The sequence below is a fragment of the Pseudemcibacter aquimaris genome, assembly GCF_028869115.1.
Classification (GTDB): domain Bacteria; phylum Pseudomonadota; class Alphaproteobacteria; order Sphingomonadales; family Emcibacteraceae; genus Pseudemcibacter; species Pseudemcibacter aquimaris.
Window position 1 is genome coordinate 2,488,601 of record NZ_CP079800.1, and the last position, 23,900, is coordinate 2,512,500.

General features: G+C 50.6%; 29 protein-coding genes, 1 tRNA gene and 2 rRNA genes (1 of these 32 cut by a window edge). 8 read left to right on the forward strand and 24 right to left on the reverse strand.

What is annotated here, in order from left to right:
• Nucleotides 1–8: 8 nt before the first annotated feature.
• The 4 genes from KW060_RS11725 to KW060_RS11740 are packed head-to-tail and all read right to left on the reverse strand — an operon-like array spanning nt 9 to nt 4,145.
• A complete protein-coding gene (locus KW060_RS11725) occupies nt 9–1,043 on the reverse strand; it encodes a major capsid protein (protein ID WP_274757257.1) in 1,035 nt (344 codons plus the stop codon).
• Between the two features lie 3 nt (nt 1,044–1,046).
• On the reverse strand, nt 1,047–1,430 hold the full coding sequence (locus KW060_RS11730; RefSeq protein ID WP_274757258.1) for a head decoration protein: 384 nt from the start codon (nt 1,428–1,430) through the stop codon (nt 1,047–1,049).
• A gap of 17 nt (nt 1,431–1,447) precedes the next feature.
• Entirely contained in the window at nt 1,448–2,674 is a 1,227-nt protein-coding gene (locus KW060_RS11735) for a S49 family peptidase (RefSeq protein ID WP_274757272.1), read from the reverse strand.
• A complete protein-coding gene (locus KW060_RS11740) occupies nt 2,625–4,145 on the reverse strand; it encodes a phage portal protein (RefSeq protein WP_274757273.1) in 1,521 nt (506 codons plus the stop codon). The genes KW060_RS11735 and KW060_RS11740 overlap by 50 nt, the downstream gene beginning before the upstream one ends.
• A 58-nt stretch (nt 4,146–4,203) precedes the next feature.
• Between KW060_RS11740 and KW060_RS11745 the strand changes: the two genes are divergently transcribed.
• Together KW060_RS11745 and KW060_RS11750 are read left to right on the forward strand one after the other, a co-directional pair.
• Nucleotides 4,204–4,416, forward strand: a complete 213-nt coding sequence (locus tag KW060_RS11745) for a ParD-like family protein (RefSeq protein ID WP_249037157.1) — start codon at nt 4,204–4,206, stop codon at nt 4,414–4,416.
• 3 nt (nt 4,417–4,419) lie between these two features.
• Entirely contained in the window at nt 4,420–4,698 is a 279-nt protein-coding gene (locus KW060_RS11750; RefSeq protein WP_274757274.1) for a type II toxin-antitoxin system RelE/ParE family toxin, read from the forward strand.
• Here KW060_RS11750 and gpW read toward each other — a convergent pair.
• The 3 genes from gpW to KW060_RS11765 are packed head-to-tail and all read right to left on the reverse strand — an operon-like array spanning nt 4,695 to nt 7,434.
• Nucleotides 4,695–4,922 carry a gpW family head-tail joining protein gene (gpW, locus tag KW060_RS11755; RefSeq protein WP_274757275.1) on the reverse strand — a complete coding sequence of 76 codons (228 nt, stop codon included), beginning with the start codon at nt 4,920–4,922 and terminating at the stop codon, nt 4,695–4,697. The genes KW060_RS11750 and gpW overlap by 4 nt on opposite strands.
• Nucleotides 4,923–4,931: 9 nt before the next feature.
• On the reverse strand, nt 4,932–6,959 hold the full coding sequence (locus KW060_RS11760) for a phage terminase large subunit family protein (protein WP_274757276.1): 2,028 nt from the start codon (nt 6,957–6,959) through the stop codon (nt 4,932–4,934).
• Complete coding sequence (locus KW060_RS11765; protein ID WP_249037165.1) at nt 6,904–7,434, reverse strand: elements of external origin; 531 nt, start codon at nt 7,432–7,434, stop codon at nt 6,904–6,906. The genes KW060_RS11760 and KW060_RS11765 overlap by 56 nt, the downstream gene beginning before the upstream one ends.
• A 76-nt stretch (nt 7,435–7,510) precedes the next feature.
• On the opposite strand from KW060_RS11765, the gene KW060_RS11770 reads away from it, so the two are divergent.
• Nucleotides 7,511–7,723 carry a hypothetical protein gene (locus KW060_RS11770; protein WP_249037166.1) on the forward strand — a complete coding sequence of 71 codons (213 nt, stop codon included), beginning with the start codon at nt 7,511–7,513 and terminating at the stop codon, nt 7,721–7,723.
• A gap of 85 nt (nt 7,724–7,808) precedes the next feature.
• On the opposite strand, the gene KW060_RS11775 is transcribed toward KW060_RS11770, so the two are convergent.
• From KW060_RS11775 to KW060_RS11835, 13 genes are all read right to left on the reverse strand, one after another.
• Complete coding sequence (locus KW060_RS11775) at nt 7,809–9,056, reverse strand: site-specific DNA-methyltransferase (RefSeq protein ID WP_274757277.1); 1,248 nt, start codon at nt 9,054–9,056, stop codon at nt 7,809–7,811.
• Between the two features lie 269 nt (nt 9,057–9,325).
• A complete protein-coding gene (locus KW060_RS11780) occupies nt 9,326–9,763 on the reverse strand; it encodes a DUF6362 family protein (protein WP_274757278.1) in 438 nt (145 codons plus the stop codon).
• Nucleotides 9,760–10,032, reverse strand: coding sequence for a DUF6378 domain-containing protein (locus KW060_RS11785; RefSeq protein WP_249037159.1), 273 nt, complete (start codon nt 10,030–10,032; stop codon nt 9,760–9,762). Before KW060_RS11785 ends, KW060_RS11780 begins: the two co-directional genes overlap by 4 nt.
• Nucleotides 10,029–10,493: a RuvC family protein gene (locus KW060_RS11790; protein WP_249037160.1), complete on the reverse strand. Its 465-nt coding sequence runs from the start codon at nt 10,491–10,493 to the stop codon at nt 10,029–10,031. Before KW060_RS11790 ends, KW060_RS11785 begins: the two co-directional genes overlap by 4 nt.
• 296 nt (nt 10,494–10,789) lie before the next feature.
• A complete protein-coding gene (locus KW060_RS11795; protein ID WP_249037161.1) occupies nt 10,790–11,107 on the reverse strand; it encodes a hypothetical protein in 318 nt (105 codons plus the stop codon).
• The gene (locus KW060_RS11800) at nt 11,104–13,275 is read right to left on the reverse strand and encodes an AAA family ATPase (RefSeq protein WP_249037162.1); all 2,172 of its coding nucleotides are present in this window, start codon (nt 13,273–13,275) and stop codon (nt 11,104–11,106) included. Before KW060_RS11800 ends, KW060_RS11795 begins: the two co-directional genes overlap by 4 nt.
• Nucleotides 13,275–14,030, reverse strand: coding sequence for a PD-(D/E)XK nuclease family protein (locus KW060_RS11805; protein WP_274757279.1), 756 nt, complete (start codon nt 14,028–14,030; stop codon nt 13,275–13,277). The genes KW060_RS11800 and KW060_RS11805 overlap by 1 nt, the downstream gene beginning before the upstream one ends.
• Nucleotides 14,030–14,233, reverse strand: a complete 204-nt coding sequence (locus tag KW060_RS11810; protein ID WP_274757280.1) for a DUF6511 domain-containing protein — start codon at nt 14,231–14,233, stop codon at nt 14,030–14,032. The genes KW060_RS11805 and KW060_RS11810 overlap by 1 nt, the downstream gene beginning before the upstream one ends.
• A gap of 179 nt (nt 14,234–14,412) precedes the next feature.
• Nucleotides 14,413–16,080 carry a DEAD/DEAH box helicase gene (locus tag KW060_RS11815; protein WP_274757281.1) on the reverse strand — a complete coding sequence of 556 codons (1,668 nt, stop codon included), beginning with the start codon at nt 16,078–16,080 and terminating at the stop codon, nt 14,413–14,415.
• Between the two features lie 11 nt (nt 16,081–16,091).
• Entirely contained in the window at nt 16,092–16,664 is a 573-nt protein-coding gene (locus KW060_RS11820) for a hypothetical protein (RefSeq protein ID WP_274757282.1), read from the reverse strand.
• A gap of 2 nt (nt 16,665–16,666) precedes the next feature.
• The gene (locus tag KW060_RS11825; protein ID WP_249036295.1) at nt 16,667–17,542 is read right to left on the reverse strand and encodes an ATP-binding protein; all 876 of its coding nucleotides are present in this window, start codon (nt 17,540–17,542) and stop codon (nt 16,667–16,669) included.
• Nucleotides 17,539–17,754 (reverse strand): helix-turn-helix transcriptional regulator, encoded by a 216-nt coding sequence (locus tag KW060_RS11830; protein WP_274757283.1) that lies wholly within the window; start codon nt 17,752–17,754, stop codon nt 17,539–17,541. Before KW060_RS11830 ends, KW060_RS11825 begins: the two co-directional genes overlap by 4 nt.
• A 194-nt stretch (nt 17,755–17,948) precedes the next feature.
• Nucleotides 17,949–18,656 (reverse strand): hypothetical protein, encoded by a 708-nt coding sequence (locus KW060_RS11835; protein ID WP_249036297.1) that lies wholly within the window; start codon nt 18,654–18,656, stop codon nt 17,949–17,951.
• A 112-nt stretch (nt 18,657–18,768) separates the two neighbouring features.
• Between KW060_RS11835 and KW060_RS11840 the strand changes: the two genes are divergently transcribed.
• The 5 genes from KW060_RS11840 to KW060_RS11860 are packed head-to-tail and all read left to right on the forward strand — an operon-like array spanning nt 18,769 to nt 21,660.
• Complete coding sequence (locus tag KW060_RS11840) at nt 18,769–19,425, forward strand: XRE family transcriptional regulator (RefSeq protein ID WP_249036298.1); 657 nt, start codon at nt 18,769–18,771, stop codon at nt 19,423–19,425.
• Nucleotides 19,425–19,901: a thermonuclease family protein gene (locus KW060_RS11845; RefSeq protein WP_249036299.1), complete on the forward strand. Its 477-nt coding sequence runs from the start codon at nt 19,425–19,427 to the stop codon at nt 19,899–19,901. The genes KW060_RS11840 and KW060_RS11845 overlap by 1 nt, the downstream gene beginning before the upstream one ends.
• 8 nt (nt 19,902–19,909) lie before the next feature.
• Nucleotides 19,910–20,404: a hypothetical protein gene (locus KW060_RS11850; protein WP_249036300.1), complete on the forward strand. Its 495-nt coding sequence runs from the start codon at nt 19,910–19,912 to the stop codon at nt 20,402–20,404.
• A gap of 17 nt (nt 20,405–20,421) precedes the next feature.
• On the forward strand, nt 20,422–21,042 hold the full coding sequence (locus KW060_RS11855; RefSeq protein WP_249036301.1) for a hypothetical protein: 621 nt from the start codon (nt 20,422–20,424) through the stop codon (nt 21,040–21,042).
• Nucleotides 21,043–21,075: 33 nt separating this feature from the next.
• Nucleotides 21,076–21,660 (forward strand): TMEM165/GDT1 family protein, encoded by a 585-nt coding sequence (locus KW060_RS11860; protein ID WP_249036302.1) that lies wholly within the window; start codon nt 21,076–21,078, stop codon nt 21,658–21,660.
• Here KW060_RS11860 and KW060_RS11865 read toward each other — a convergent pair.
• The 4 genes from KW060_RS11865 to KW060_RS11880 form a co-directional block, all read right to left on the reverse strand.
• Nucleotides 21,653–23,071 (reverse strand): DUF2779 domain-containing protein, encoded by a 1,419-nt coding sequence (locus tag KW060_RS11865; protein ID WP_249036303.1) that lies wholly within the window; start codon nt 23,069–23,071, stop codon nt 21,653–21,655. The two genes, KW060_RS11860 and KW060_RS11865, sit on opposite strands and share 8 nt — an antisense overlap.
• Nucleotides 23,072–23,232: 161 nt before the next feature.
• Nucleotides 23,233–23,309: transfer RNA gene (locus KW060_RS11870), tRNA-Met, on the reverse strand.
• A gap of 121 nt (nt 23,310–23,430) precedes the next feature.
• Nucleotides 23,431–23,545 (reverse strand): 5S ribosomal RNA (gene rrf / locus KW060_RS11875).
• A gap of 89 nt (nt 23,546–23,634) precedes the next feature.
• Nucleotides 23,635–23,900 (reverse strand): 23S ribosomal RNA (locus tag KW060_RS11880) (it continues 2,485 nt past the right edge of the window).

Here is a 23,900-nt window from a genome sequence, read left to right on the forward strand (position 1 = left end):
ACCCTCCCTTATGCCACAGTTGCAGCAAGAGACGCATTGGGGCGATAAGGCACCACCAGCGGTGCAGACTGCATCAAAAGCCAGCGCACAGCAGGGTCTTCTTCGAGCCACGACTTGGAAAAATAGCGCTGAGCCTTAAAGCCCGCCTTTTCATCCATGATCATGCCGTAGCAGCGCGTGCCTTCCAGCTGATTGCGGCTGACCAGCAGCACCGTATTGTCCGGCAACAGATTTGTGAGCGTGCCATTATCGGCGATATAGACATCGTTATAGACATAAAAGTCAAAGTCACCGATGGAGCCCACATAACGCGCCTTTTCGCTGCCCTGACCGCGCACCATCGGATCAGTAGAGATACTGGCATTGGTACCGCGACGGATTTCCAGCTGTCCCTTCACCTGATTATTGTTGCGGAACAAGCGCCATGCTTTCGGGTCCATGATGACCGTTCGAGCCACGGCACCGGATTTTTCCTGAATGAGCCCCGCCCAGTCTTCAAGCTGATCAAGGGCTGGTGCCGTGACATCATCCCATTTGGCTGTGCCTGTGAGTGCCACGGTCAAAGCCGCATCACGCTTAAAGTCCACCACCTGGGTTGGATAATCCTCACCGCTCACGGTCACACGACCGCTCAGCAAGGCTTCCGTTGCCATGACTTCCTCTCGGCGTGTCAGGTTTTCAAGCTGGTTGCGGAGCGATCGGTTCACAGCCGCTTCCATACGCCGACTGGCTGGCAAACTGCCCCCAATCTTTTCACCGATCAGACGTTTGATCGGAGTATTGGCATCAAAGCGGCGCTTGTCTTTTACATAGGCAGGCTTGAAGCTCTGAGTGCTAAAGCCTTCCTGATCAACAACGCGGCCTGCGACCAACGGGGACACGAAAGGCGCGATACGCGGCTTGGACTGATCTACATCGAAGTGGATTTCTTCAGACTCTTCCGTTTGCATCTGCCCAAAGAAGGTATCCAGCAAAAAAGAAGCCGGTCGCTCCAAATATTCAACAGTCCGGTTAAGGACAAAGGTAGAGAAAATATCGACCATCTTTTAAGCCTCCTGATTTTTGCGCAAGAAGATGCTGTCAGGTCCCAATGTTTTGAGGGACTCTTCAAAGGTTGCCGCGCTATGGCCAGAGCCAAAGAGCAAGGCAGTGATGTTAAATTCACCCGCGTGATAGACGACAGCGTCTGCATCACCCGCCGTCACATCGATGTCTTCGGCGAGAATGGCGACAGGCTTTTCTGAACCGTCCACAGCAGCTGCATCACTAAGCGTGTAAAAGCCATTTGCTGTAATCCGGCCAAGGACAGCGCCGCGATGAAGGGTAATCGCTCCTGTGATGGTTTCCGTGCGCTGAATGGAGGGGAATTCCCCTGAATGAAGATTATCGGGCGTATAAGCACCCTGATCTGTAAACCCTTGTGCGGTCATAAGATGTCTCCTGTTGATTAATAAGAAGCGAGACGTTTGGCGACATCTTCATCCGCTTCTTCGTCTTCTTCCCGGCTAGGGATGATTGTTGGGTTTGGAATTTCATCCATGGCGGCCTGAAACCCTGATGTCTCAGCATGTGTCTGCTGCTCTTTGGGCGCTTTTGAAAGCAGTGCCACAGCAGCCTCCACCGTCATGTCGGTCTCAAAAGCAAGATGCTTGGCAAGCTCGCTGCGATCCGCTGCTTCCGTGTGAGACAAAATCTCTTTTAAGCGGTCTCGCTCAGCTTTAATACCGCCCCCTTCTGCTTCTTGTTCAAGACTGGCCGTCAGGTCGGGATAAGCCTCCCGCAGGCTTTTGATGTCATCCATATTTTTCTCCTGTGGACTTATCGAATTTGAGGAAGACGCCTGCATGCGCTCACCTCCACCATTACCCCCAAGTTCACTCAGGAGTTTTTCAAAAGAGCCAACACGGTCAGCCAGACCTTGGCTCACCGCATCACCGCCGATGAACACATCGCCGCTACCATAATGTTCCTGGACATGGGCCGCCGTTGCCCCGCGATATTTGGCGACCGCGTCAACAAAGACACCTGCCATGGCATCGATGCGTTTTTGCAAGCGGGCGCGCCCCTCATCGGAGCCTGGATCTAATCGCTTAAAGGGGCTCTGCGAAGACACCACCTCAACCGTGTCGGTATCCTTGCCGCCTTGATAGACACCCACCACACCGATGGAGCCAAGGGCACTGGTTTTGGAAACCACAATTTCGTCTGCTGCTGCGGCAATCCAATAGGCACCAGAGGCCGCATCACCGGAAGCATAAGCAATGACGGGTTTTCTGCCGCGTGCCTCATAGACCATGTCGGCAAGCTCAGCGCAGCCATTTACCTCACCGCCCGGAGAGTCGATATTAAGGACAATGGCCTGAACATCCGGGTTCTCCAGCGCCGTGGTAAAGTCCCGTGCCAGCAGCTCATAGGAAGATGCGCCGCTTATCTGCGTGAACAGGTTGGCATAACGAAAAAGCGGCCCAACCAATGGCAGGACCGCTATATTCTCTCTCATTTCCAGACGGTGTGTGTTTTGAAGCTCCCGTCCCAGCTTGGCTGCCACCGCTTCAGGTGGCTCATTCTGCCTTGCGGCAATATCCAATATGGTCTCAAGACCCGCTGGCGTTATTGCCCAAGGCTCACCGGCTGCTTTGCTCCAGATCATCCTGTTCCATAGTTTCATCATCATTATCCTGTTTGTCCTCAGCAGCCATAGTCGGGGTGGAAAGACCAAGTTCGCGCATCTTCGCTTGCTCCCGCGCTCTCTGCTCGAGCACTTCTTCCCAGTCCAACCCTTGGGAGGCACATTCCTCTTCCAGTGTGGAAAGACCGTTTTCCATACGAATGCGGGAGGCTTCGGCTTCCTTGACCGGATCAATCCAGCCGCGACCGGGGCCAATCCATTTAGAGCGCGTCCATGCCGCCCGGTTTTGATAAAAGCCCGGAGCTTCCACCAAGCCCTCACTTACGGCTTCCTCTAACCACAGCTCATAAACAGGCCGCGCCCAATAGGTTGCAAGCCACTGCCTGCGGCCCATGAAATAGCGCCATGCTTCCATGAGTGCGGCTCGCGCACTGGAATAATTGGTCTTGGAAAAATCCTTCATCAGCAGTTCAAACGGAATGTTTAATCCCGTACCGATATGCCGCAGGACATTCTCCACAAACTGGCCGTATCCGCTATTAGGACGGCTTGGCGTAAAGGGCGAGACCTTGTCACCCGGAAAGACCGGAATGATGGCACCGCCTTGAAGCCTTACCTTCCACTCATTACGCGCTGCGATATAATCATCCACGCTTCCACCGAACATTTCACCGATGGCCTCGCCGTCCAGCGGGGTCTCAATAAAGGCCGCGATCATCGCATTGACCACAGCGGCCTGCAGCTCACTGCGCTCATAATGATCCAGCATTTTAAAGAGCGGCATAACACTGGTTAAAAGTGGTTTACCACGCTTTTGACCGCTGCGTTCAAAATCCGCGATATGCAACACCCGCCTGCGACCAAAGGCCGTCTGGATGGGTATGCGCTGCCAATCATCTTCAACACCGAGAGAGATCAGCACATCCCCGGGATGGTTCTTTCTGATCCAATAGGCTTTTGGCGCACCATATTGATCGATCTCAATACCGCCGCGCAGGCGCTTGCCGTCTTGCTTCCCATCTGGATTACTTAGCCGGTCTGGTTCCACAAGCTGGATGACTGTTGAAAAGCTGCGCCCTTTTAACCATAAGGGCAAGGCCAGCGCTTCCCCGTTTAACATGGATGAGCGAAACACCTGCGAGGTCATGCCTGCAAAGTTCAAGGATCTGGCGGCATCACAGTCGGTTGTCTCCGCCCAACTGCGCCACTGGGATTCAACCTGGCGGGACCATTCATCAGCCCACGCTTTATCCTTCCCAAGTGACTTATAGTCAGGCTGGGCGGCTAAACGGAGTCCTGTACCGACCACATTATCTGTCAGTGTCTGGATTGCTCCAGAGGCAACGCCGTGATTGCGGACAAGGTCCCGAGATCTGGAGACCAAGGTACCCAGTTCAGGAATTAGATCACTGTCAGCAGATCCAGCATGTGGCAGCCATGAAGCCAGCTCCCGGGCCGCCGTTGATGCAGCGCGGTGCGCCGTATCTGGCTGAGTTGATGTTTTATTAGGTTGCATTTTTACTCTATTTTACCTATTATATAACCATAAGCGCCATGAAGAGAGAGACATCAAAATGCCAACTACCATCAAGCTTTCAGACGAGTTAATCAGTGAAGCAAAGCGATATGCTGCTGTTTACAGTCGCTCAACGCCCAAACAGATCGAATATTGGTCACGCATTGGCAAGATTGCAGAAGAAAACCCTGATTTGCCCTATAGCTTCATTCAGGAAATCCTCCTTGCCAAACAAGAAGAAACAGAGCCGTTTGAGTTTTCCCAAGACTAAACTATGAAAATCTCACAAAAGCCGTCGTTCAAAAAGGCTTATAAGAAATTAAAGCCCAACCAAAAATCCGACATGGATAATGCAATCCGTGCTGTCATGGCAGACCCAGAAATTGGACAGCCAAAGACAGGCGAATTATCAGATATCCTTGTCTATAAGTTCAAAATGGTAAAACAGCTCACTTTGCTGGCCTACAGCTACGAGGAACAGACAATCACGTTGACACTCGTTGCACTGGGTTCCCACGAAAACTTCTATCGTGACCTAAAGAAAACCATTTAAAACTCCACATAGATGGGCTTACGCCTGACACCTCCCTGCTTGCGCTGAATGTCAAACTTCAGGTGCGCGATATATTTTTCCAGCTTTGCAGTGTCCGTTGACTGATAGGTCACTGCGCCGTAACCGCCGATATTGACCGAGACTTCTTTCGCTCCGGTCATCAGTAAATGGTAAGCATCCTCAGCCTCTGTCAGCCGTGATTGCAATATGGCTACATCTGTCATCGGGTTTCCTTATAAATACGGATCATCAGCCATTTGAACCGGGCGCTGTTTCAACCGATCACTTAAATGAACAGGCTCTGACACCTGCGGCTGATCAGACGTTGGAGCCGTCGGCACAGGCTTGCCCAAGCTTTCTTCAAGCTGAAGCCAATGACGTTCTGTAAAACGATCAAGCCCGTAAATGCTCGCTGCCGCTCGGGCATAAACCCGGCAGTCCAGTGCCTCGTTATTGCGTGTAGGGTCTTTCTCCCACACAGCGCGGGGATACCCTTTGTGAATACGGATGATCCGTTTTTCCGCTGTCAGCTGCTTAAAATATTCTTCCCCATATTGCGGAAAGTGACAGCTACCAGCCGGATAGGATTCGCCCAGTTCCAGCTCTTTTTCTGTGGGCCAATCCAGTTTGAGCCAGCGATAAAGTTCAACCTTGGCCACGGGGCCAGAAACATTCCAGACCCGAAGGCCGCGTCTGCGACCTCCAACATCCGCTTTAGAGACGCTTAAGATCAGCGCCGTATCCCGGTCCTGACCCTTGATTGCTACCACAGTGCGCGGCTGACTGGCTCTGGCACCGCCTGCGCCCCAAACGGCTTGGGGGTGGCCCTTTACCCAGCCATAAACATCCTGTGTGGCATAACCAGAGTCCACCGCCATCACTCGGATGGGCATGGTGTGTCCGGTTTCATGGGGCCAGTCTTTATTCAGAAGCTTTTCAAGCTCCTGCCAAACTTCTCGCCTTGCCGTATCGCCAGCGATGACCTCATAGCCCACCGACCAGCTTTCTTTATTGCGGCCCCATGCAACAATCTCGCATTCAAGGCGATCTTTTTGCACATCGACACCAGCCGTCAGAAACAAACCGCCTTTCGGTATAGTGTTTTCTGTATAGGTTTCACGACGTTCATATAGCCGGTGCCAATCCGGGGCTTCATGTTCTTCCTCAAACGGCTCACCAAGAACCGTATTGACGAAGCTTTTCATTAATTCTGGATGTTCGCCTGCCTGCTCAAACATATGGGCCGCTTCTGACCAGCTAAACCAGCCAACAGGGCTATAGAGCGAAGACAGGTGATAGCCAACTGTTCTTCCGTCACCTTCTTTTGATGCCACCCAGCGCCCTGCCGCCAACATGGCTGTTTTGTGATGTTCTGCGATATGCTCCTCGCAAGATTCACACTCATAAACCACATCTTTCGGCTGCCCTTCTTTCCAGCGAAGCTGACTGAAGCGCAGGGGCTGCATATGACCGCAGTGCGGGCAAGGCACATGGAAATAGCGTTGATCTGAATGCTCAAATTCCCGAGCAATCCGCGATAAACCCTTTAATGTCGGTGTACTCACCAGCAGAACCTTCCTGCGCCCCTGAAAGGTCGCACTTCGGCGCTCTGCCAGCAAAATAGGATCGCCTTCACCCTCAACATCACCTGGGTAACCATCCACTTCATCCATGAACAGATACCGTGCAGGCATTGAGCGTAAGCCCACTGCCGAGTTTGCACCCGTCATAACGAGCACGCCGCCCGGAAACTCTTTAGATAGCACCGTATTGCCGGAATCTCTGGAGCGAGAAGGTTTCACCCGTGCTTTTAATTCCTTGGAATCCTCAAGAAGCGGATCAATCCGCTGTTTGGAATTTCGTTTGGCCATTTCCACGGTTGGTGCCACGGCCATCATCGGCCCCGGTGCCATATGGATCACATAACCAATCCAGTTATTGCCTGCCTCAGTGCCCCCAATCTGCGCACCTTTCATAAAGATCACACGCTGCACCGGCTCATGGCTGGACAGCATATCCATAATCTCACGCAGATAAGGTGTGCGCTCTGTGCGCCAACGCCCCGGCTCTGCGGCTGCCTTTGGTGAAAGGTAACGATATCGATCAGACCATTCAGAAATGGTCAAAAAGGGGTCAGGCTCCAGTCCGCTGAGCCATGCCTGCTCAATAGCATCCGCACCGTCGTAAAATTCTGTGCCCCCTGCGTCATTCCCTGAAATTGGGTTTGATGGCGGCAAGCTCGCTGAGGTGCTCTCGGACATATCTTTCCAACATTACATGTAGCTTATGGGCATCCACTTCCAGATCCGCTGCCATCTGGCTGGAAATTCGGGAAGGCCATGATGTCCAGGCATCCCGTTCCTGCCGGGCCAGCCGAAACACATGGGCGATCGCTGCATCCCGGTCGATCAATTCTCCCTTGAGCTGTTTGAGTTTAACGCGGCCCGTTTGCGCCTTCAGGACTTCATTTGCGGTTCTCGCCTGCATGAAGGTGGTGCCACCTGCATGACTGCCAGATTCTTTGAGCGTTTCTTCAACAGCCTCTACAGCAGACTTTGGAACAGCTTTGACTTTTTGCCTGACCGTCGAAGTGTTGCGCTTCCAATCAGCATTGGCTTTTTCAACATCAATGCTGCCATCAGCTTCAGCTGTTATGCGTCCTTGCTTGATCGCTTTGCGCACCGCCGTATCACTCACGCCGCGCCGTCGCGCATATTCCCGAATGGATACGCCCATATTCCCAAACCACTTCTATTTACTTGATAAAGCTCCCCTTCCAAGCGTTCATGACATTACGAAATGGAGACTTGAAATGGACACAAAAACAATCAACGCTGCGGTCAAAACAAACATGGAAGCCCTCAAGGAAATCCTCGCAAATGCCGCTGAACTCGCCAGTGAAGGCCACGGATATATGGTTGATGACAACCGCAACGGCGCTATAGGCACCATCGCTGATCTGGACAAAATGCTCGAGGATGCCAAAGCCCTACAAGCCGCCTGCCTTGTGCTTCATAGAAAATAAACCTTCCCATCTAATCAAGCTGACGGTAAAATCACTGCAACAACACCTCCCACGCCTCTCTTGGAAACGCCTCTTGGGAGGTTTTTTATTCTCTAGCCAGCTCCGCATATGTTTTTTGCTGATCTGCGTGGACCGCATCCAATCCCGTCATCTCCTGCCAGCGCTTAATGATCACATCCACATATTGCGGATCTAGCTCAATCAATCGTGCCTGACGGCCTGTATGCTCAGCACCAATCAGTGTTGAACCTGAACCGCCAAAGGGGTCCAAAATAATATCTTTCGTTTTGCTGGAGTTCTTGATGGCTCTCACCACCAGATCCACGGGTTTCATGGTTGGGTGGAGATCGTTCTTACGTGGCTTGTTATAGAACCAGACATCACCCTGATCCCGGGCCCCGCACCAATAGCGCTCATTGCCTTCCTTCCAGCCATAGAGGATGGGCTCATACTGGCGTTGATAATCGGATCGGCCCAGTGTGAATGTATTTTTGGCCCAAATGATAAAAGTGGACCATTTGCCGCCCGCACTTCTAAACGCACTTTGCAAAGTGTCCAGCTCACTTGAACTCATGCAGATATAGAGACCGCCTTTTGTGACCTTCAGCATGTTTTCGCAAGCAGCCGTCAGGAATGCCTGAAAATCCTCACCCAAGTTATCATTCATGATCTTACGGCCCGCCTTAGAGCCTCCCTTGCTTGGTAGCTTGTCTTTGGGCGTATCGCCGTAGTTCACATTGTAGGGCGGATCAGTGAAGGTCATGTCTGCAAACTCACTGCCCATGAGCAGCGCCATATCTTCACCTTTGGTAGCATCACCGCAGAGCAGTTTATGATCTCCCAAAATCCAGAGGTCACCCGTTTTGCTGACAGGATTTTCTTCAGCTTCAGGAATATCACCGTCCAGATCTTCTGTGCCGTCTTCATCCAAGGCAACAAGAAGGTCATCAATCTCTGATCCGTCAAAACCAAGCAGGTCCAGATCGAAATCCTCTTCAGACAACTCGGCCAGTTCAAGGCGGAGCATTTCTTCATCCCAGCCTGCATTCTCTGCAATCCGGTTATCTGCAATCACCAAAGCCCTGCGCTGACTTTCCGTCAGATAATCAAGGCGAATAGCTGGCACCTGATCCAAGCCCAGCTTCTGGGCAGCGAGCAGACGACCGTGGCCCGCGATCAAAATATCATCGCCGCCAATCAAAACCGGATTTACAAAACCGAACTCCGCAATGGAGGCCGCAATTTGAGCCACCTGTTCTGCGCCATGGGTTCTGGCGTTCCGGGCATAGGGGATTAACTGCTCGGTCGCAATTTGCTCAACCTGCAAACTCATATTTTTCTCTTTTGGATATCTGCAAACCTGTCCGCGAACTGCGAACCTGATTTTTTGTTCTGACGCTAGAAAAGTCCCGGGCGCAGCCCCCCCGCATAGGGTTGGTGCGCAGGAAGGACCCGTGGCTCTCAGATGTGCTATGGATTTCGCTTAAGTCTCTCGAAATGACTGCTGGAACACCCTGTGCCCGCAAGTCTCCCGAGCTTGATCAAAATATAGCCTAAAACAGCCCGTTTTGTCTCAGCGAAAAGTGTCCGGCGGACACCTTTCTATCTGCTACTCTCCCTTGCAAGGTCAATGATATACCGACGTGAACGCTTGGCTGGGGCTTGCTGTCTGTTGAGCTTGAGTGTGATCAGGCAAAGGCCGTAGAGCCAGTGCTCGTGGGCGGCTGAACGTTTGAGACCAACGGTCCAGCAGACAGTCTTCCAGCGAGCCCCAGAAGCCCTGAGCCAGACGATCTTACCATCTACAGGCTCAAGGCCCACGGTCCAGGACAAGCACTCCTCCATGCGCGTGATGGCGTCTGGGAGCGGCCATGGCTTTAGCGTCTTTACATCCTTCTGACCTACCAGATCAGAAAACTCCGGCGTGATCTCTGGCCACACGGTGTAATATCCTTGCAGCTTCTTCTCAGGCAGGCGCTTTAGGACCGAGGCGGCTTCTGCCAAACGCTCTTCAACTTCGGTGATCGTCCATTTCTTCATGTCTGACCTCCCTTGCTTGTGACCTCATGGAGGCAAGCCGCATAGCCTGCCACATCCAGAATGCTGTCAGCATGCCGGGGGTCATGGGCGAGCCGCGCCATTTTGAGATCAATCATGCACATGGCAACCTGGTCAGCAGTGACCTGCGTACCCAGTGTCATGGACCAACGCTTTGCAATACCGTCAAAGAGATCTGATGCATTGCCGTAAGCAGCTTTGCGCTCCGCAAATGTCTCGGCTGCGAGTTTCAACAAAAATTCCCCACTCATGCTGCTTCTCCTTCAAACTGCGCCTTTGCAAGATTGAGCAAAGCCAGTGCATCGGCCTCATTGTCATCAACGGGATTAAAGCCCAGCGCCTCAACCGCCTTGATCATCTGCGCCTTGGATGCATTGCCTTTGCCTGTGATGTGTTTCTTGATCGTGCCGACGGGAATGCCCTGATAGGGAATTTCCTCCGCCTCACACCAGCTACTCAGCTGGCTTAAGAAGCCCCCATAGGCATGGGCAGCATCAACGCCCATATGACGGCGCACTTCTTCGAAGCAGACCATCTCAATGCCACCTGCCAGAGTGTTCATTTCCTGAAGCCATGAATGGAAACGCAAATAGCGCATCCCGCCCCCTTCAAAACGGCCCGGCTTAAACGACTGTGATCCGCTGGTGATGTTTGTTTGTTGGCTGAGCGCCCACCCCGTGGTGGTGCCCAGGTCAAGTGCAAGAATGATCATGCTATCTTCTCCTTAAAGCTTTTGTTGATCGAATGGGTGATCGGCCAGAAACAGCTTTTCCGGCCTGGTGATGGTCTGGGCAGCGACGGTTGAGGGATTTCCCTCTCAAGCCTGAGGTGACAACGAATGCCTGTCCGCATTCAGGGCAATGGCTTCGCCAGTGAAGCAACCAGCTCGCATTACCGTCCTGTCGGATATATCGCTCAGCTCGGATGAACTCATAGCGCTGTGCTCCCTGCATGAGGGTCGCTCCACGCTCGGGTGGCTGTGCAAAATTTATTGTGAAGAAAACATCTCTAACCACGGCCACCCCCAAAACTATGGTTGCCGTATACGCACAGGCGTAAGCGTAAGCGCAACGCCAGTTCGTATACTGTAAGTATAGGGGTTGTGTGACAAACTGGAAAAATTGATAACATGCTGTAATCATTAACGAATTTCCAGTCCGTCAAGTTTGTCATCCAGTTTGTCATGACAAACTGGATTTTTCTTCTTAAATGACTGTAATCATTGATGTTTTTACCACCAATCCAGTTTGTCACATCGGTCAGTTTGTCAAAAAACTGGTCCAGTTTGTCACCCTGTTTGGCGGACATTTGGAGGGCAAAAATCATGGGTTACCCTCCTCATAATAGATCCAAATTTGAGGGTCTTCGACAGGCAATGCTGCCGCCGTGGAACGGCATTTATAGTGTGATGGAAGAACCGGGATAACGCTTGAGGTCACCTCACCGGTTTCGGGATCGACAACATCATGTTCACCAGCAATGCGCATATCTTCCACACACATGAAGCCGTATTTGGTTCTGGCTGACTGTGCGATCCCATATTGCTCAGCGTCTCTGAAAAACTTGATGTAGCCTTTGGTCGACAAAACATCCAAGCGCCTGCGAATGGTGGTCTCTCCGCCCAGCCCAGCACTATTCTCAAATGCCTGACAAAACTGGTTCATGGTATAGACGCGCCCGGACTTCGCCTCTTCAAAGAGGATCTGAAGGATCACGTCATGTTTGCGCCTGCGCTCAGCGTCGAGCTTTTCTCCGTAATCCTGATTGACCAAACGCTCGCTATTTTTGTCGAGCTCCATCCAGCGCCCATCGAGCTTATCAACCAGCTTGTATGGCAGGGCTGGACCGTTTCGTAGTTCAAAATAGAGGTTACGCTCAGTCCTGCTTTCATCGGGCCTGAACAGCAGAAGACCGGACGAATAAAATCCCCGCATGGCACTGGCACCCGAAAGTGCCTGAAACGGATCTTCTTCCAGCTGCTTTTTAGGAAGTTTTCGTGTGTGGTGAACGAGAATAACCGCAGCATCCGGATTGACCAATTTGGCAAGCCGCTCGACCCGCTCGGTCAAGAAGAACATCATGGCTGCGTTGTCATTTTCGCCGCCACCGTCACTGCCGCCGTCAAAGACATTGCGAATGGGATCAATGGCAATAATGTCTGGCCCGTCCGGGAATTTGGACAGGATGGCTCTTGCCAGCTGCTCCACACCCTCACTGTTCAGAAGCAGGCGTAGTTGCGGCGTGAGGATGAGATTGCGCCCAGCGCGGGCTCTGAGGTCACTTGAGACAGCCAGCGTCTGCACCCGCTCTCTCAAATAGTGATATTGAACCTCAGCCTGAAAATAGAAAATCTTCAGCGCCCCAGAGGGCGACATGCCGAGAAAATCCTCGCCAGCTGCCAAATGGATAAACCACGATAACAGGAAATCACTTTTGCCTACCTTGGGTGCGCCGCCAAAAACCAGAATACTGCCCGGCGTCATCACACGCGGTGCGACCAGATCTGCAGGCATTGGGCTCTTGTCAGCAATCAGCTCTTCAAGCGCGAAGGATGGAATGGCCGGGCGCACATCCCCCTCCAAAAGCGTGGGCACATCAAAACCTTCAGCAACCGCGTCCGCAGCGTCCCACTTTTCTGGTTTGCCTGCTGGGATGGAGAGAACTGTTACACTGGCCACACCGAAGCTTGGCAGTGCCGCCAAGAGCTTCTGGGCATATACACGCCCCGCTTCATCATGATCGGGCCAGATGATGACCTGCTTGCCTTTAAGCGGTGACCAGTCGGTTTTATCAAGCGGAGCCTTGGCACCGAACATGGCCGTTGTAGCTGCAATGCCTATGGAGCCGAGTGCATCAGCGCATTTTTCCCCTTCGACCAGAATCACACGGCCCGATTTGACTATCTCGGGCAAATTATAGAGGGGCCGAATGTCAGGCGCTTTCATCTTGCGGCTCTGCACATCCCACGGCCTGAACTCCTTACCTGCCTCAGTGTCATACCGGTAAACGCAGGCTAAAAGCTGCCCGTCCGCATCCAGATAGTCCCATTTAGCGCTATAGGCTCCCAGCTCATCCACAATGGGTGCGGTAGGTTTGGTATCACTCGAGCGCACGGGCGCAATGCCCAGCCAGTCTTCAAGCCTTTGCAGCAGTTCGCCAAAGTCATGATGTGTGTTCAAACCCCATACAGACGCAAACAGGTCAAAGACATCACCGCCTTCCCCGGTGGCAAAGTCATGCCACATCCCGGCCTTGCTACCCGTGAGATCTACACTGAGGCTTTGGCCTTTGCTCCCGCTCGTATCCCCAACGACAAACCTCCCATGCTTTTTGCTGCCAGCCGGAAGAAGCTGGTGCAGATAGCCTTCAAGACTGCCAAGCAATTGCGCCTTAATGGGTGCCTTGCGATCCGGCAGGTCCGCATGGACCGCCTCGATCTGGTCATTGGCTGAATTAAAATCAAACCACGGTGATGTTGGAGAAGGCGCTTGCATTATGCCTCCTTCCAACATCGATCCTGCCAGTCACAAAAACGGCAGAGATAAAATGTCGGCGTATCACTGATGCGCGGCAGAAACTCTCCAGCCTCACAGGCTTTGATAATGTTCACCGCCTTGTCGCTCATCTTTTGCGCAAGCTCAGCATTAAACGGCACCAGTTCATGGTGGATTTCTGCTGTGTCTTTATTGACCGCCGTGAAGAAAGCTGGGTTGGAAGAAATCCCTTCAACCGATCCTTCCATATAGGCCTGATAAATAGCCATCTGAGCCGCATAGATTGGTTTGGATTTAACAACACCTTTTTTGACAGTATCTGCCCATGACTTGGCATTCATGGACTTGCACTCCCAGAGCATGGGAAAGGTGAGCTTCAGGCTTGTCGGGGCAGCTGTGATAATCCCGTCCACATGGCCTTTGATGCGGCCACCAGCAACCGAGAAACCAAACTGGTAGCCGTTGGGTTTTTCCGTGAAAATCTCAAAGCCTGCCTGACGCAACCAATCAATGGCTAAATCTTCGAACAGGTGGCCTGCCGCAAAAATCCGCAGCAACTGCCCGGAGAAATCCCGCCCTTCATCTTTCGGGGCATTCTGAAACTCGAACTGCAAAGCGCGGGCGCATTCAACACCCAAACGGGAGGCACCAAGATAGCTGCGCGGTGTTTCGCTTGCAGACTTGGTGGTCAGCGCCACATCAATCTTATCGTTGACGCGGTCTGCAAAGCTCTCTTTTGAATTAAAATCTAACATCAGAATGGGATCTCCTCTGATGTGGGAAACTGCTGGCGCAAGTTATCCTGATAGGCCGTAACCACGGTTTCGATGAGGGCCAAGACTTCGTCTTTTTGATAGTCAGCCAAAGGACGGTTCATGCCGATGCTCGACACATATTCACCGAGCGGCACCAAGGCAGCTTCCATGGCTGCACTCTCATTTTTTGTCGGATCAATCATCCGGTTATTTCCTTTCTTCTTCCATGCGGACCAAGCCTTCTGGCAAGGGATGGAGCAGAATTTTCTGTAACTTGTTTCTCGCGCTTTGCTGCCCCGGGCGCTCTGTGCATCAAACCATCCGAAGCCTCGGGCTTGTCTCTCACACACCGCACAAAAGACTGGCCCGGACGAGACAGGTGTCATGCCGCCAGGTCTTCTGCCGAGCGCATGACGAGCTGCTGGATAGAGCCACGGTTAAATTGAAATTTGAGCAGGGCTGATGCCTGATAGCGGGTCAGACTGAAATCCATCCGGTAGTCAGCGGGCAACAAGGCGAGCTGCTTTGCCGTGGCAGACTGGTTGAGCCAGCCTTTGGTCTTGTGAGCCGTCTCATCGCTTTCATAGTCATTGAGCCAGTCATCAGCGGAAGCCAGACAAACCGTGCGCTCACCCACACTGAGAAGCCGAACGATCTTGCCGTCCACCCCGCCAACTGCATACCAACGCCCGCCGAGATAAAAGATGCCAGCCCATGCTTTGAAGCCGCAGGCCATCAAAGCCAGATCATCACCAAACAGATCAACCCAGCGGAATGAAGATCGCTTCAAAAGATCCACTTCGGACATGATAAAATCCGACAAGGGGCTGCCTTCTGTGGCTTCTGACTCAAACACGTGGGAGCAAATGGAACATTCACGGCTGCTGATCGGCACCATCGCATGGCATTCCGGACATTCTTTTTGGGGAGCCTCACCATCGCCAGTGCGCGAATCCAGATCTACATCCTGTTCAAGTGACCCATGCAGCAAGCTGGATGTGCCGAAGTCCAAAACGATACAATCTGTTTTAACAACACCCGGAAACTCTTCAGGGTCAACGGTCCTAAGCCCTCTGCCGACCATTTGAATCATAGTCGATTTGTATGAGGAAGGTCGCAGCAGGATCACACATGAAGTTGGAGGGTGGTCCCAGCCCTCCGTCAGAACTGCCACATTGACGACGACCTGAATTTCACCATCACTATAAGCCTTCAGGATTGCAGCCCGGTCCTTTGAAGATAGCTCACCGTGAATAGCAGCTGCTGCCACACCGTGTGCATTAAAGGCATCACTCACATTCTGTGCATGACTGATGGTCGAGCAGAAAACGACCGTTGGACGATCATGGGCTTTATCCTGCCAGTGCTTGATTACCGCGTCCGTAATGGGTGAGCGGTTCATGATGGCATCCACTTGTGCCATATCGAAATCATCGACAGACTTGCGGACTTGGGTAAGCTCTTTCTGTGCGCCCACATCGATAACAAAGGTGCGCGGCGGCACCAAATGCCCGGATGCAATCAATTCTCCAATAGCGATTTGATCGCCAACATTTGAGAAAACAGGTCTGAGCCCCTGCTTGTCTCCCCTGTTAGGTGTCGCGGTAACACCGAAGAGTTTTAGATCAGGGTTCTGGTCATATGCCCGATCAATGACCCGCCGATAGCTATCTGCAGCTGCGTGATGCGCTTCATCAATAACCAGCAGGTCAAGCTTCGGCATTGCATTGACATTGGCCTGTCTGGAGAGCGTCTGCACCATGGCGAAGGTTGTCTGGCCGGACCAGTCTTTACTGCTCGCATCATAGCGGGACGTGCTTGCCCCACTATTGACGCGCTTGAACTTGGCTTCATTTTGTCCAGTCAGCTCATCGCGGTGTGCAAGCACACATACTTTGGCATCACTATCTGCTACATAGCCGCCTGCGACACCGGATAGCATGATGGTCTTGCCAGCACCTGTTGGGGCCACACCGAGCGTGTTGCCGTGTTCATGAAGCGCCGCCGTGCAGCGCTCCACAAAGGTCTTTTGTCTGGGACGTAAAATCATGGACCAACCTCCTACTGCGCCCAACTCGGACGGTTCGGATTAGCTGGTGCCGCAGCAGGTGCATCAGGAGCCGAAGCAACATGACTACCCATCAAGGCAGCATAATCCTTATTGTCCGGTGTGATCGCCAAACGGATCTCGTTCTTGTCATCACCGTTTTGATCTTTGCCCACATCGATTTTCGCCAGAAACTCTATGCCGTCGAGGTCAGCCAAGCCGGAGATGCGCCGCTTGTTTTGCGCTTCCGGTGACGTGTCCTTTGGCAGCAACTTGCGCGAGGAGTTCAGGATGCCCTTGATGAAAGAGCGTCCCATATTTGCCCAGTCAGGTCCCTTCGGACTGTGAAGACCAATCAGGCTCCAGACCTTGCGACGCACGTAGGGACCGTCTGTCACAACAAACTCACAGGACAGATAGATTGATCCAGTGGTGTCGCTGCGTGTGGCATAGCCACCAGTCCAGCCTTGAGTATAGTCGTCATAGCCGCCCGGACGGATGGTCATTCTCACCTTCGCCAAGGTTCCCTTTGGGATCAGGTCGTAATTATTCTGCTCATCAGCAGAGTTGAAATCATTCCATGTCATGATTATTGCTCCTCGCCCTGCTGAGGGCCGTTATCTTGGGGTTGCTGTGGGAAGTGATGCTGCAGGCGCTCTGCAGCAGGCTGAACCGGCTGATGAATTTTGCCCATCAAGTTGTCGAGCCGAGGCTCTTCCATCATCTCAAGACGACCAGAGCGATCCTTTGCCGGATAGCCGTATGGGTTGATGGTATGGGTTATGAAGGCGCGGTAAGCTGGGCCTTCCTCTGGCTTGATCTCAGCCATGGTAATGACCTGATCCACGATGCCTGGCAGCTCCAGGCCGGTTTTTGCGCCCTCAATCTGCGGGGCAAAGACCTTGCGATTGAAGTCATCCAAACGCTCATCAAGGATGCCGACAAACCAGATGTTTTTATCTCTGGTATGCTGGAGATGCGTGAGCCACGCGATCATCTCTTGGCCGTGAAGGCCGTAAGCCCCCCGGGTGTCAGGCTTGCCTGTGCGATCAGACATGGCTTGGGGTTGCCCCTTGCACCAGTTGAAACACAGTCGACCCGCAACGGTGATGCTATCAATGAAGACCGTCTTGTATTTGCTCAAAACGTCTGCGCTGCCAAACTGCTCACAAACCGCATCAAAATGCGCCTGACTATATGGCTGGTCATCACGCAGCGAGGGGTTGGGGCCGCCAATGAAGACCGCGAAGTCCCGGCATTCCTGCCAAGTGCGCGGACGGATGCTGTCACCAGCCCAGCCTTCTATGGCGAGGTCACCAGCTTCCAGATCCATAAAGAGGGTTTCATTGGCTGGCAGCGTCCAAAGCAAAGATGTCTTGCCAATACCGGACTTGCCGAAGATCACGCCCTTGACCCCACGGGTCTCATTCAGGCGTTCATCCGCTGAAATAATAGGAAGGCTCATTTTGCGCCTCCCTGAAGATAGGTGTTTTCTGTGGTGCTTTGACGCATTTGGTTTGCTTCAAAGGCTTCAATATCCTCGACGCGGTAAACAACCCGGCCACCGAGTTTCATAAAGGCTGGGCCTTCGCCCAACCAACGCCACCGTTCCAAGGTGCGCTCGCTCAAGTTCCAACGATCGGCGAGCTCGATCTGATTTAAATGCTTAATGGACATCTGCCATTCCTTTCGCTTGCTTCAAATTGCAAAGAAAGAATGGCTTGTTATGCGAAATTCGTCTTGGGGATCAGATGTGGATAATTAGCGGATATTATAGGCAAATTAAGGGGGATTAAGATGGGGCGAGCGAGGGATAGGTGGGGGATGGCTTTGACCAAAAGCGGCACAAATAAATGGATAAGACCGGGGGATCAGTCTTTACGTAGGTCTACGTTTAAACGGTATAGACCACGCTTGTTTGAAACGATGAGCTCACGCCATGACGGGTTTTTCTGGGACTTAAAGACGTCCTGCATACGGTGAGATTGAGAACCAGCCTCTGCCAGAACCTGCTTGCCGGATCGCCACATCCCCCCGTCCAACATCGAGCGGTGCAGGCGGGAGACGACATCAGCCTGTATAGGTCCAAGATTATAGGTCTGCCCGTTCAGAGAAACTTCCGTGAAATCCTTATTATGCTTGAGCCCATTATTGGTTGGATGGTCTTCATCTCCTGTCAGATTATGCTTCAATTCCACACGGTCTCGTTCTTCCCGGCGGATCACAAGCTCTTTGGTCGTAATAGTCAATCCGTCTTCGGGGGATAAAAGGTGAGCATATTCCATGGGCAATGCGTCAAAGGCAGAAATCACTGACGATCCATTGGTGAATATTTTATATGCATCAAAGTCCCGAAGGTCCATCAGGCCTCTATACCTGTCCCTTGAACAGGGAACTGTATAACCCTGACCTGATTCTTGATCTTCTTCGATATAGCCGGTTTCAATGACAGCACCGAAGAGGCGGACAGAGACTTTGAGAAGACCGTTTTCAGCCAAATAAACCAAATCCCGCCGAGGCATCCCCCAGCGGGCTTCAATTTCTTCCAACGTAAAATAGTCTTTCTCAATGAAGCTCATAAAAAACATTAACCCTGTAATTAAGCGCTATACCATAAACGCTTGACAAAGACTAATCAATCCTTTTTAATCCACATTATCCACAAGATGAGGATAACTTATGAAATACACGATGGCTGACAGACTAAAAGCAAGGACCAGACAGCTTGGGCTGAATGCGGGTCAAGTTGCTGAAATGGCAAATATCAACAGATCATTTGTCTACGACATTATGCGTGGTCGTTCTGAAAATCCTAATCTGGAAAAACTGGATAAAGTAGCCGGTGCAATCAAGGTTGAGCGAAACTGGTTACTCCATGGCATGGGTGATGTGCAGGGTGAGAACCCTATCATGGAAGACCCAAATGAAGCCTTTGTCGCGGTTCCATCTGTGAAGCTCACAGCCTCTATGGGGGGTGGGCGTGAAGTCGTTGAGGATGTTGAAAATGGCGAGCCTTATCACTTCCAGAGCTCGTGGATTAAACATAAGTTACAAGCCGACCCAAAGAACCTGAAGATTATGCATGTGGAAGGTGACAGCATGATGCCCACCCTGCATGACGGCGATGTGGTTCTTGTTGACGTGGGACGTAAATCCCCCACCCCTCCGGGCATCTTCATTCTTCATGATGGTATGGGGCTGGTTGCCAAGAGGCTTGAGAACATTCCAAACAATGACCCGCCTATGGTTCGGGTGATCTCAGACAATAACTTTTACTCCCCATATGAACGCACGCTTGATGAGGTGAACATCATTGGCAAAGTTCGCTGGTATGCGCGGGAGATATAATGATCTATAAAGCCCTCACATTCATAGCAGTTCTATTGCTTCTTTCCCCATCCAGCTATGCCAATGAAGTTGAGGGACTAGCTCGGGTTGTCGACGGTGACACCTTAGTCATAGGCAAACAGCGCATAAGACTTCACGGCATTGATGCTCCTGAACAAAAGCAGCTATGCCGTAAAAAAGAGAATTTTGACTGGGCTTGCGGTCAAGCGGCCACTCAAGCGTTAAAGCAAAAAATTGCTTCCCAATCAGTCAAGTGTATTGGGGAAACTTATGACCGCTATAAACGTTTAATCGCAGTCTGTTACTTAGGCAAAACTGATCTGAACAGATGGATGGTACGCAATGGATTAAGCGTAGCCTATCGGCGTTATTCCAAAGATTACATAACCGAAGAAAAATATGCGCAAAACCAAAAGAATGGCATTTGGAATTCTGAATTTCAGATGCCTTGGACTTGGCGAAAAAACAACAAATAGGAGGCTAAATGGACGTCCACGAAAGAGCTGAAAATAATTGGCTGGAAGCAGATCAAGAACCAAAAAACAATAACTCATGGGGGATGTTTTCATATGGCGATGCACCCGCTGGTATCGGTGGCGGTATTGGTTCATTCGTCTGGTTTAAAGATAGAGATAGCCTCCTAGACTTTATAGCTCAAACATTACCATTTTCGCCTCCCGGACCGATCACCACAGAATTACAGCCAGTTATAGAAGCAACCGAAAAAACTGTTACCACATTGAAAAAAGGGGGGAGCCTAGAAGCTGGCATCGAGGAACTTAACCAAACCCTCAGATCTTTCTCCCAGATCCGATGGATTGGCACATTTGAAGATTTACGAACTGGTCAAAAAGAATTTGAAAAAGAGGTTCGCTTAGATTTCAGAGATTCAACAGACTCATCAAAAAATGCCAAGGCAGAAATCGAAGACAATGCTCTTAAGGACTTTATTGAGTATATCGAAACCTACGGCATCTAAAGAAGGGGGATGATGAAATGGACGATGACTTAATACCATTATTCAAAATTCTGTTTTGGGGATTTATAATTTGGTTTTTCTTTTTCAGAAACAAAGATGAGAAAACAGAAAGCACAAGAAATGCAGATGCCGTTAAACCGGCGGAAACATCTACATTTAGCCGCCTGAAAGAGCCTTTGACCGACACAAAGAAGCAAGAAGTAATCGAAGAGCGGGATAGCAAGATCCTCACAAAACCGCCATTTATAGTCAAAGAAGCAATGGAACAGTTTTTCCGTGAACATAGAGGGAGCTCGAGCTTTTCCTCTGATTTTGGCGTGGAAGAATCACCTTTAACATGCTTTGGCTATCGCGTTGGAAAAACTAATGGAAGGCCCGAGCATCAACGTAATGATATTTTGAAATATGCTATTTGGGGGCAAATTCCAGACTTTTTCCCCGATTATTACCGAAGGGCTTGGGGAAACCCTGGGACATACAAACGGTATCACAAAATTATTGATCATTTAAATATGCTAGCTGATCAACGTGACGGCAGGAGGAACTACGAAGTCGCAGTTTCACATTGGCGCAGAGACATTACTTGGCTGCGTGACAGCTATCAATCGATCATGAACAAGGTTCGCCGATATGAGTAACCCTTAATACCAAAGAAGGCTTCGTTATAAATTATGTGGTGGCAAACTATAGGCGCAACAGCAGCCATTATCGGACTGGCAGAGATCGGTGACAAAAGCCAATTAGTGTGTATGGCACTCGCTGCAAAGCACAAGCGCATTAAGCCAGTACTATTGGGCTCTATCATCGCATTCAGTATCCTAAATGCTTTGGCTGTAATTTTTGGTGGTGCAGTAGCTAACTGGTTACCTCGCGAATGGATTTTAGCTGGCGCAGCAATCCTCTTTTCAGTGTTTGGTATCAAAACATTTTTTGAAAAAGATGTAGAAGACGACAATATTGAAGAAACCAAAACTTCAAGCCTCTTCCTCACGACATTTTTGATGATCTTTCTTGCGGAGCTTGGAGATAAAACTCAAATTGCTACGGCTGGCCTCGCTAGCATGTACCCGGCACTATACGTCTGGACTGGTGCTACGATAGCCCTAGCTAGCACTTCGTTCCTAGGCGCTGTTACTGGTAAAACGATTCTGACAAAGCTTCCTATAGTATGGCTTCATAAGTTTGCTGGAATACTATTTCTGGGCATGGCGGTCTATGCAGGCTGGTCTTTCATTAAATTAGTCGGGTTTATTTAATCAAGCTGGCTAACTTCTTATAGATGGCAACCATGGCATAGGTATCCATCTCACAGTAGCTCAATAGCCCTTTGGCAATTTTTTGTCTTTCCTTCCCTGCGGTATCCATCATTTTCTGCCAAGCATCCATGGCAGATGCACCGTCCTGAACATCAAGGTCTTTATAACCAAGCTCCGGACACAATACTGGCAAAACCTTTTTAATGGACGTAGAGCCATCAAACCGGGCGTCAACGTAGGCTTCCTTAAAAATGTCTTCCAGGTCCATCATTCGCCTGTTTATATCCATCAGGAAGTCTGACTTTTCAGGAAACCAATTAGCCATTTCCTTATTCTGCGTTTTTTCAAATGAAGCATGCCAGGACACCACACTTCCGTCCGCACCAAAGTCCGCTTCCATTTGATCCACAAGATTGCGTGGCAGCTGCATTTCCTGTTGCAGAAACTCCCTATGTTCAAGACTTCCGTCATTGTGAAGAATGTGAAGAGAATACTGCACAGGGAAATGCTTGTGCGGGCTGACACCGTCAACTATCGGCACCGCTGACGCGAAGGTTTCATAGTCGAAGAAATAGAGCGGGAATTTATATTCATCCAAGAAACCACTGATCAATCGCTGACTGACTTGGGGTTCGCCCGCATGTACAGCAGCCAAGACGATAGACTGCTTATCAGATAATTCGTATTCGGGGTCTACGTCGTTAAGGTCATAGAGGTTCTCACCAACTAGTTGATCGCGTTTTTTCTGGCTTAACCTCGGAAGGCTGTAAATCGATGGCTTGGGGATGTTTGGATTAAAAACAGCAAACGTATCACAATGGTTCGCCCGCGATTTCAACAGGCAGTCACAGCCATTCTTATCTATGGTATTCGCTGATAACTGAGACAGCGCCTGATCAATTTCAATCGATGTCACCGCTTCGCTTTCAGCCACTTCCACAGTTATATCTTGGATTTTTAATAAGGCTGCAGGTTCTATCTCACCGGAGCGAACATAGTCTCCATTCAAGTGGATTAGGTAAACCTTATGGATTTTAGTGCCAGATCGCTCCGCACAGATTTTTTGAAAGCAGGCATCCTTTATGTGATTGTGCTTCTTGTCTGTCTTTACGCTCGTTGAGGACTTGACCTCGTATAAGATATTTAGACCTTCGTCTGTGATCTCGAAGCCATCCGCCCTTGCAAACAAGCCATCATCGCTCTGGAAGATCTTCTGGAAATCCAAATTATGATTACCTTGATCTTCAAAATATTGTCGAACGTAACGCTCGACTTCATATCCTTCCCTGATCAACTTCTGAAGAAAAACAGAAAACTCACCCTCTGGATAGTTTTCAGGTTCGTGTTTAGCCAGCCAAAATGATTTGGGACAGTTAAGGTAATGAATAAAATCAGTTTTTGTTAATTGCATCCATTAACCATACACAATGAGTCCACAGTTCAGAAGGATTTTCTCTTTGTTTATAAGGACTTCTCTGTCCCTTTAGTGCATTTTTAGTGCACTATGCAAAAAACCGCCCCAAAGGGACGGCTTTCTGACTTTTGTAACTCTTTGATAAACAAAGAGAATTTTGGTTGCGGGAGTAGGATTTGAACCTACGACCTTCAGGTTATGAGCCTGACGAGCTACCGGGCTGCTCCACCCCGCGTCATTGTAATTATTCTTTTATATCTGATATTTATCATTTAATCCAGATACAAAAAAACCGCCTTGTGGGCGGTTGATTTTGATCTTTGAGATTGTGAGGGGGTTTATAATACTCTTAATAGATCTGGCAGCGACCTACTCTTCCGCGCCTTAAGACGAAGTACCATCGGCACAAAGACCTTTCACTTCCGGGTTCGGGATGGGACCGGGTGGGACAATCTTGTTATAACCACCAGATCAATTAAAAGTATTATAAAGTCTAATTAGTATTATGTAATGAGCACCTTGCTCTGAGATCATTTTATTCTGATCTCTGTTCATGATGAGATTTCAAGTCGATCGAGTAATTAGTACTGGTCAGCTTCATGTGTTACCACACTTCCACATCCAGCCTATCAACGTGGTGGTCTTCCACGGCTCTTAAGGGAGAACTTATCTTGAGGGGGGCTTCCCGCTTAGATGCTTTCAGCGGTTATCCCTTCCACACATAGCTACCCTGCAATGCTGCTGGCGCAACAACAGGTCCACCAGAGGTGTGTCCATCCCGGTCCTCTCGTACTAGGGACAGCTCCTCTCAATTCTCCTGCGCCCA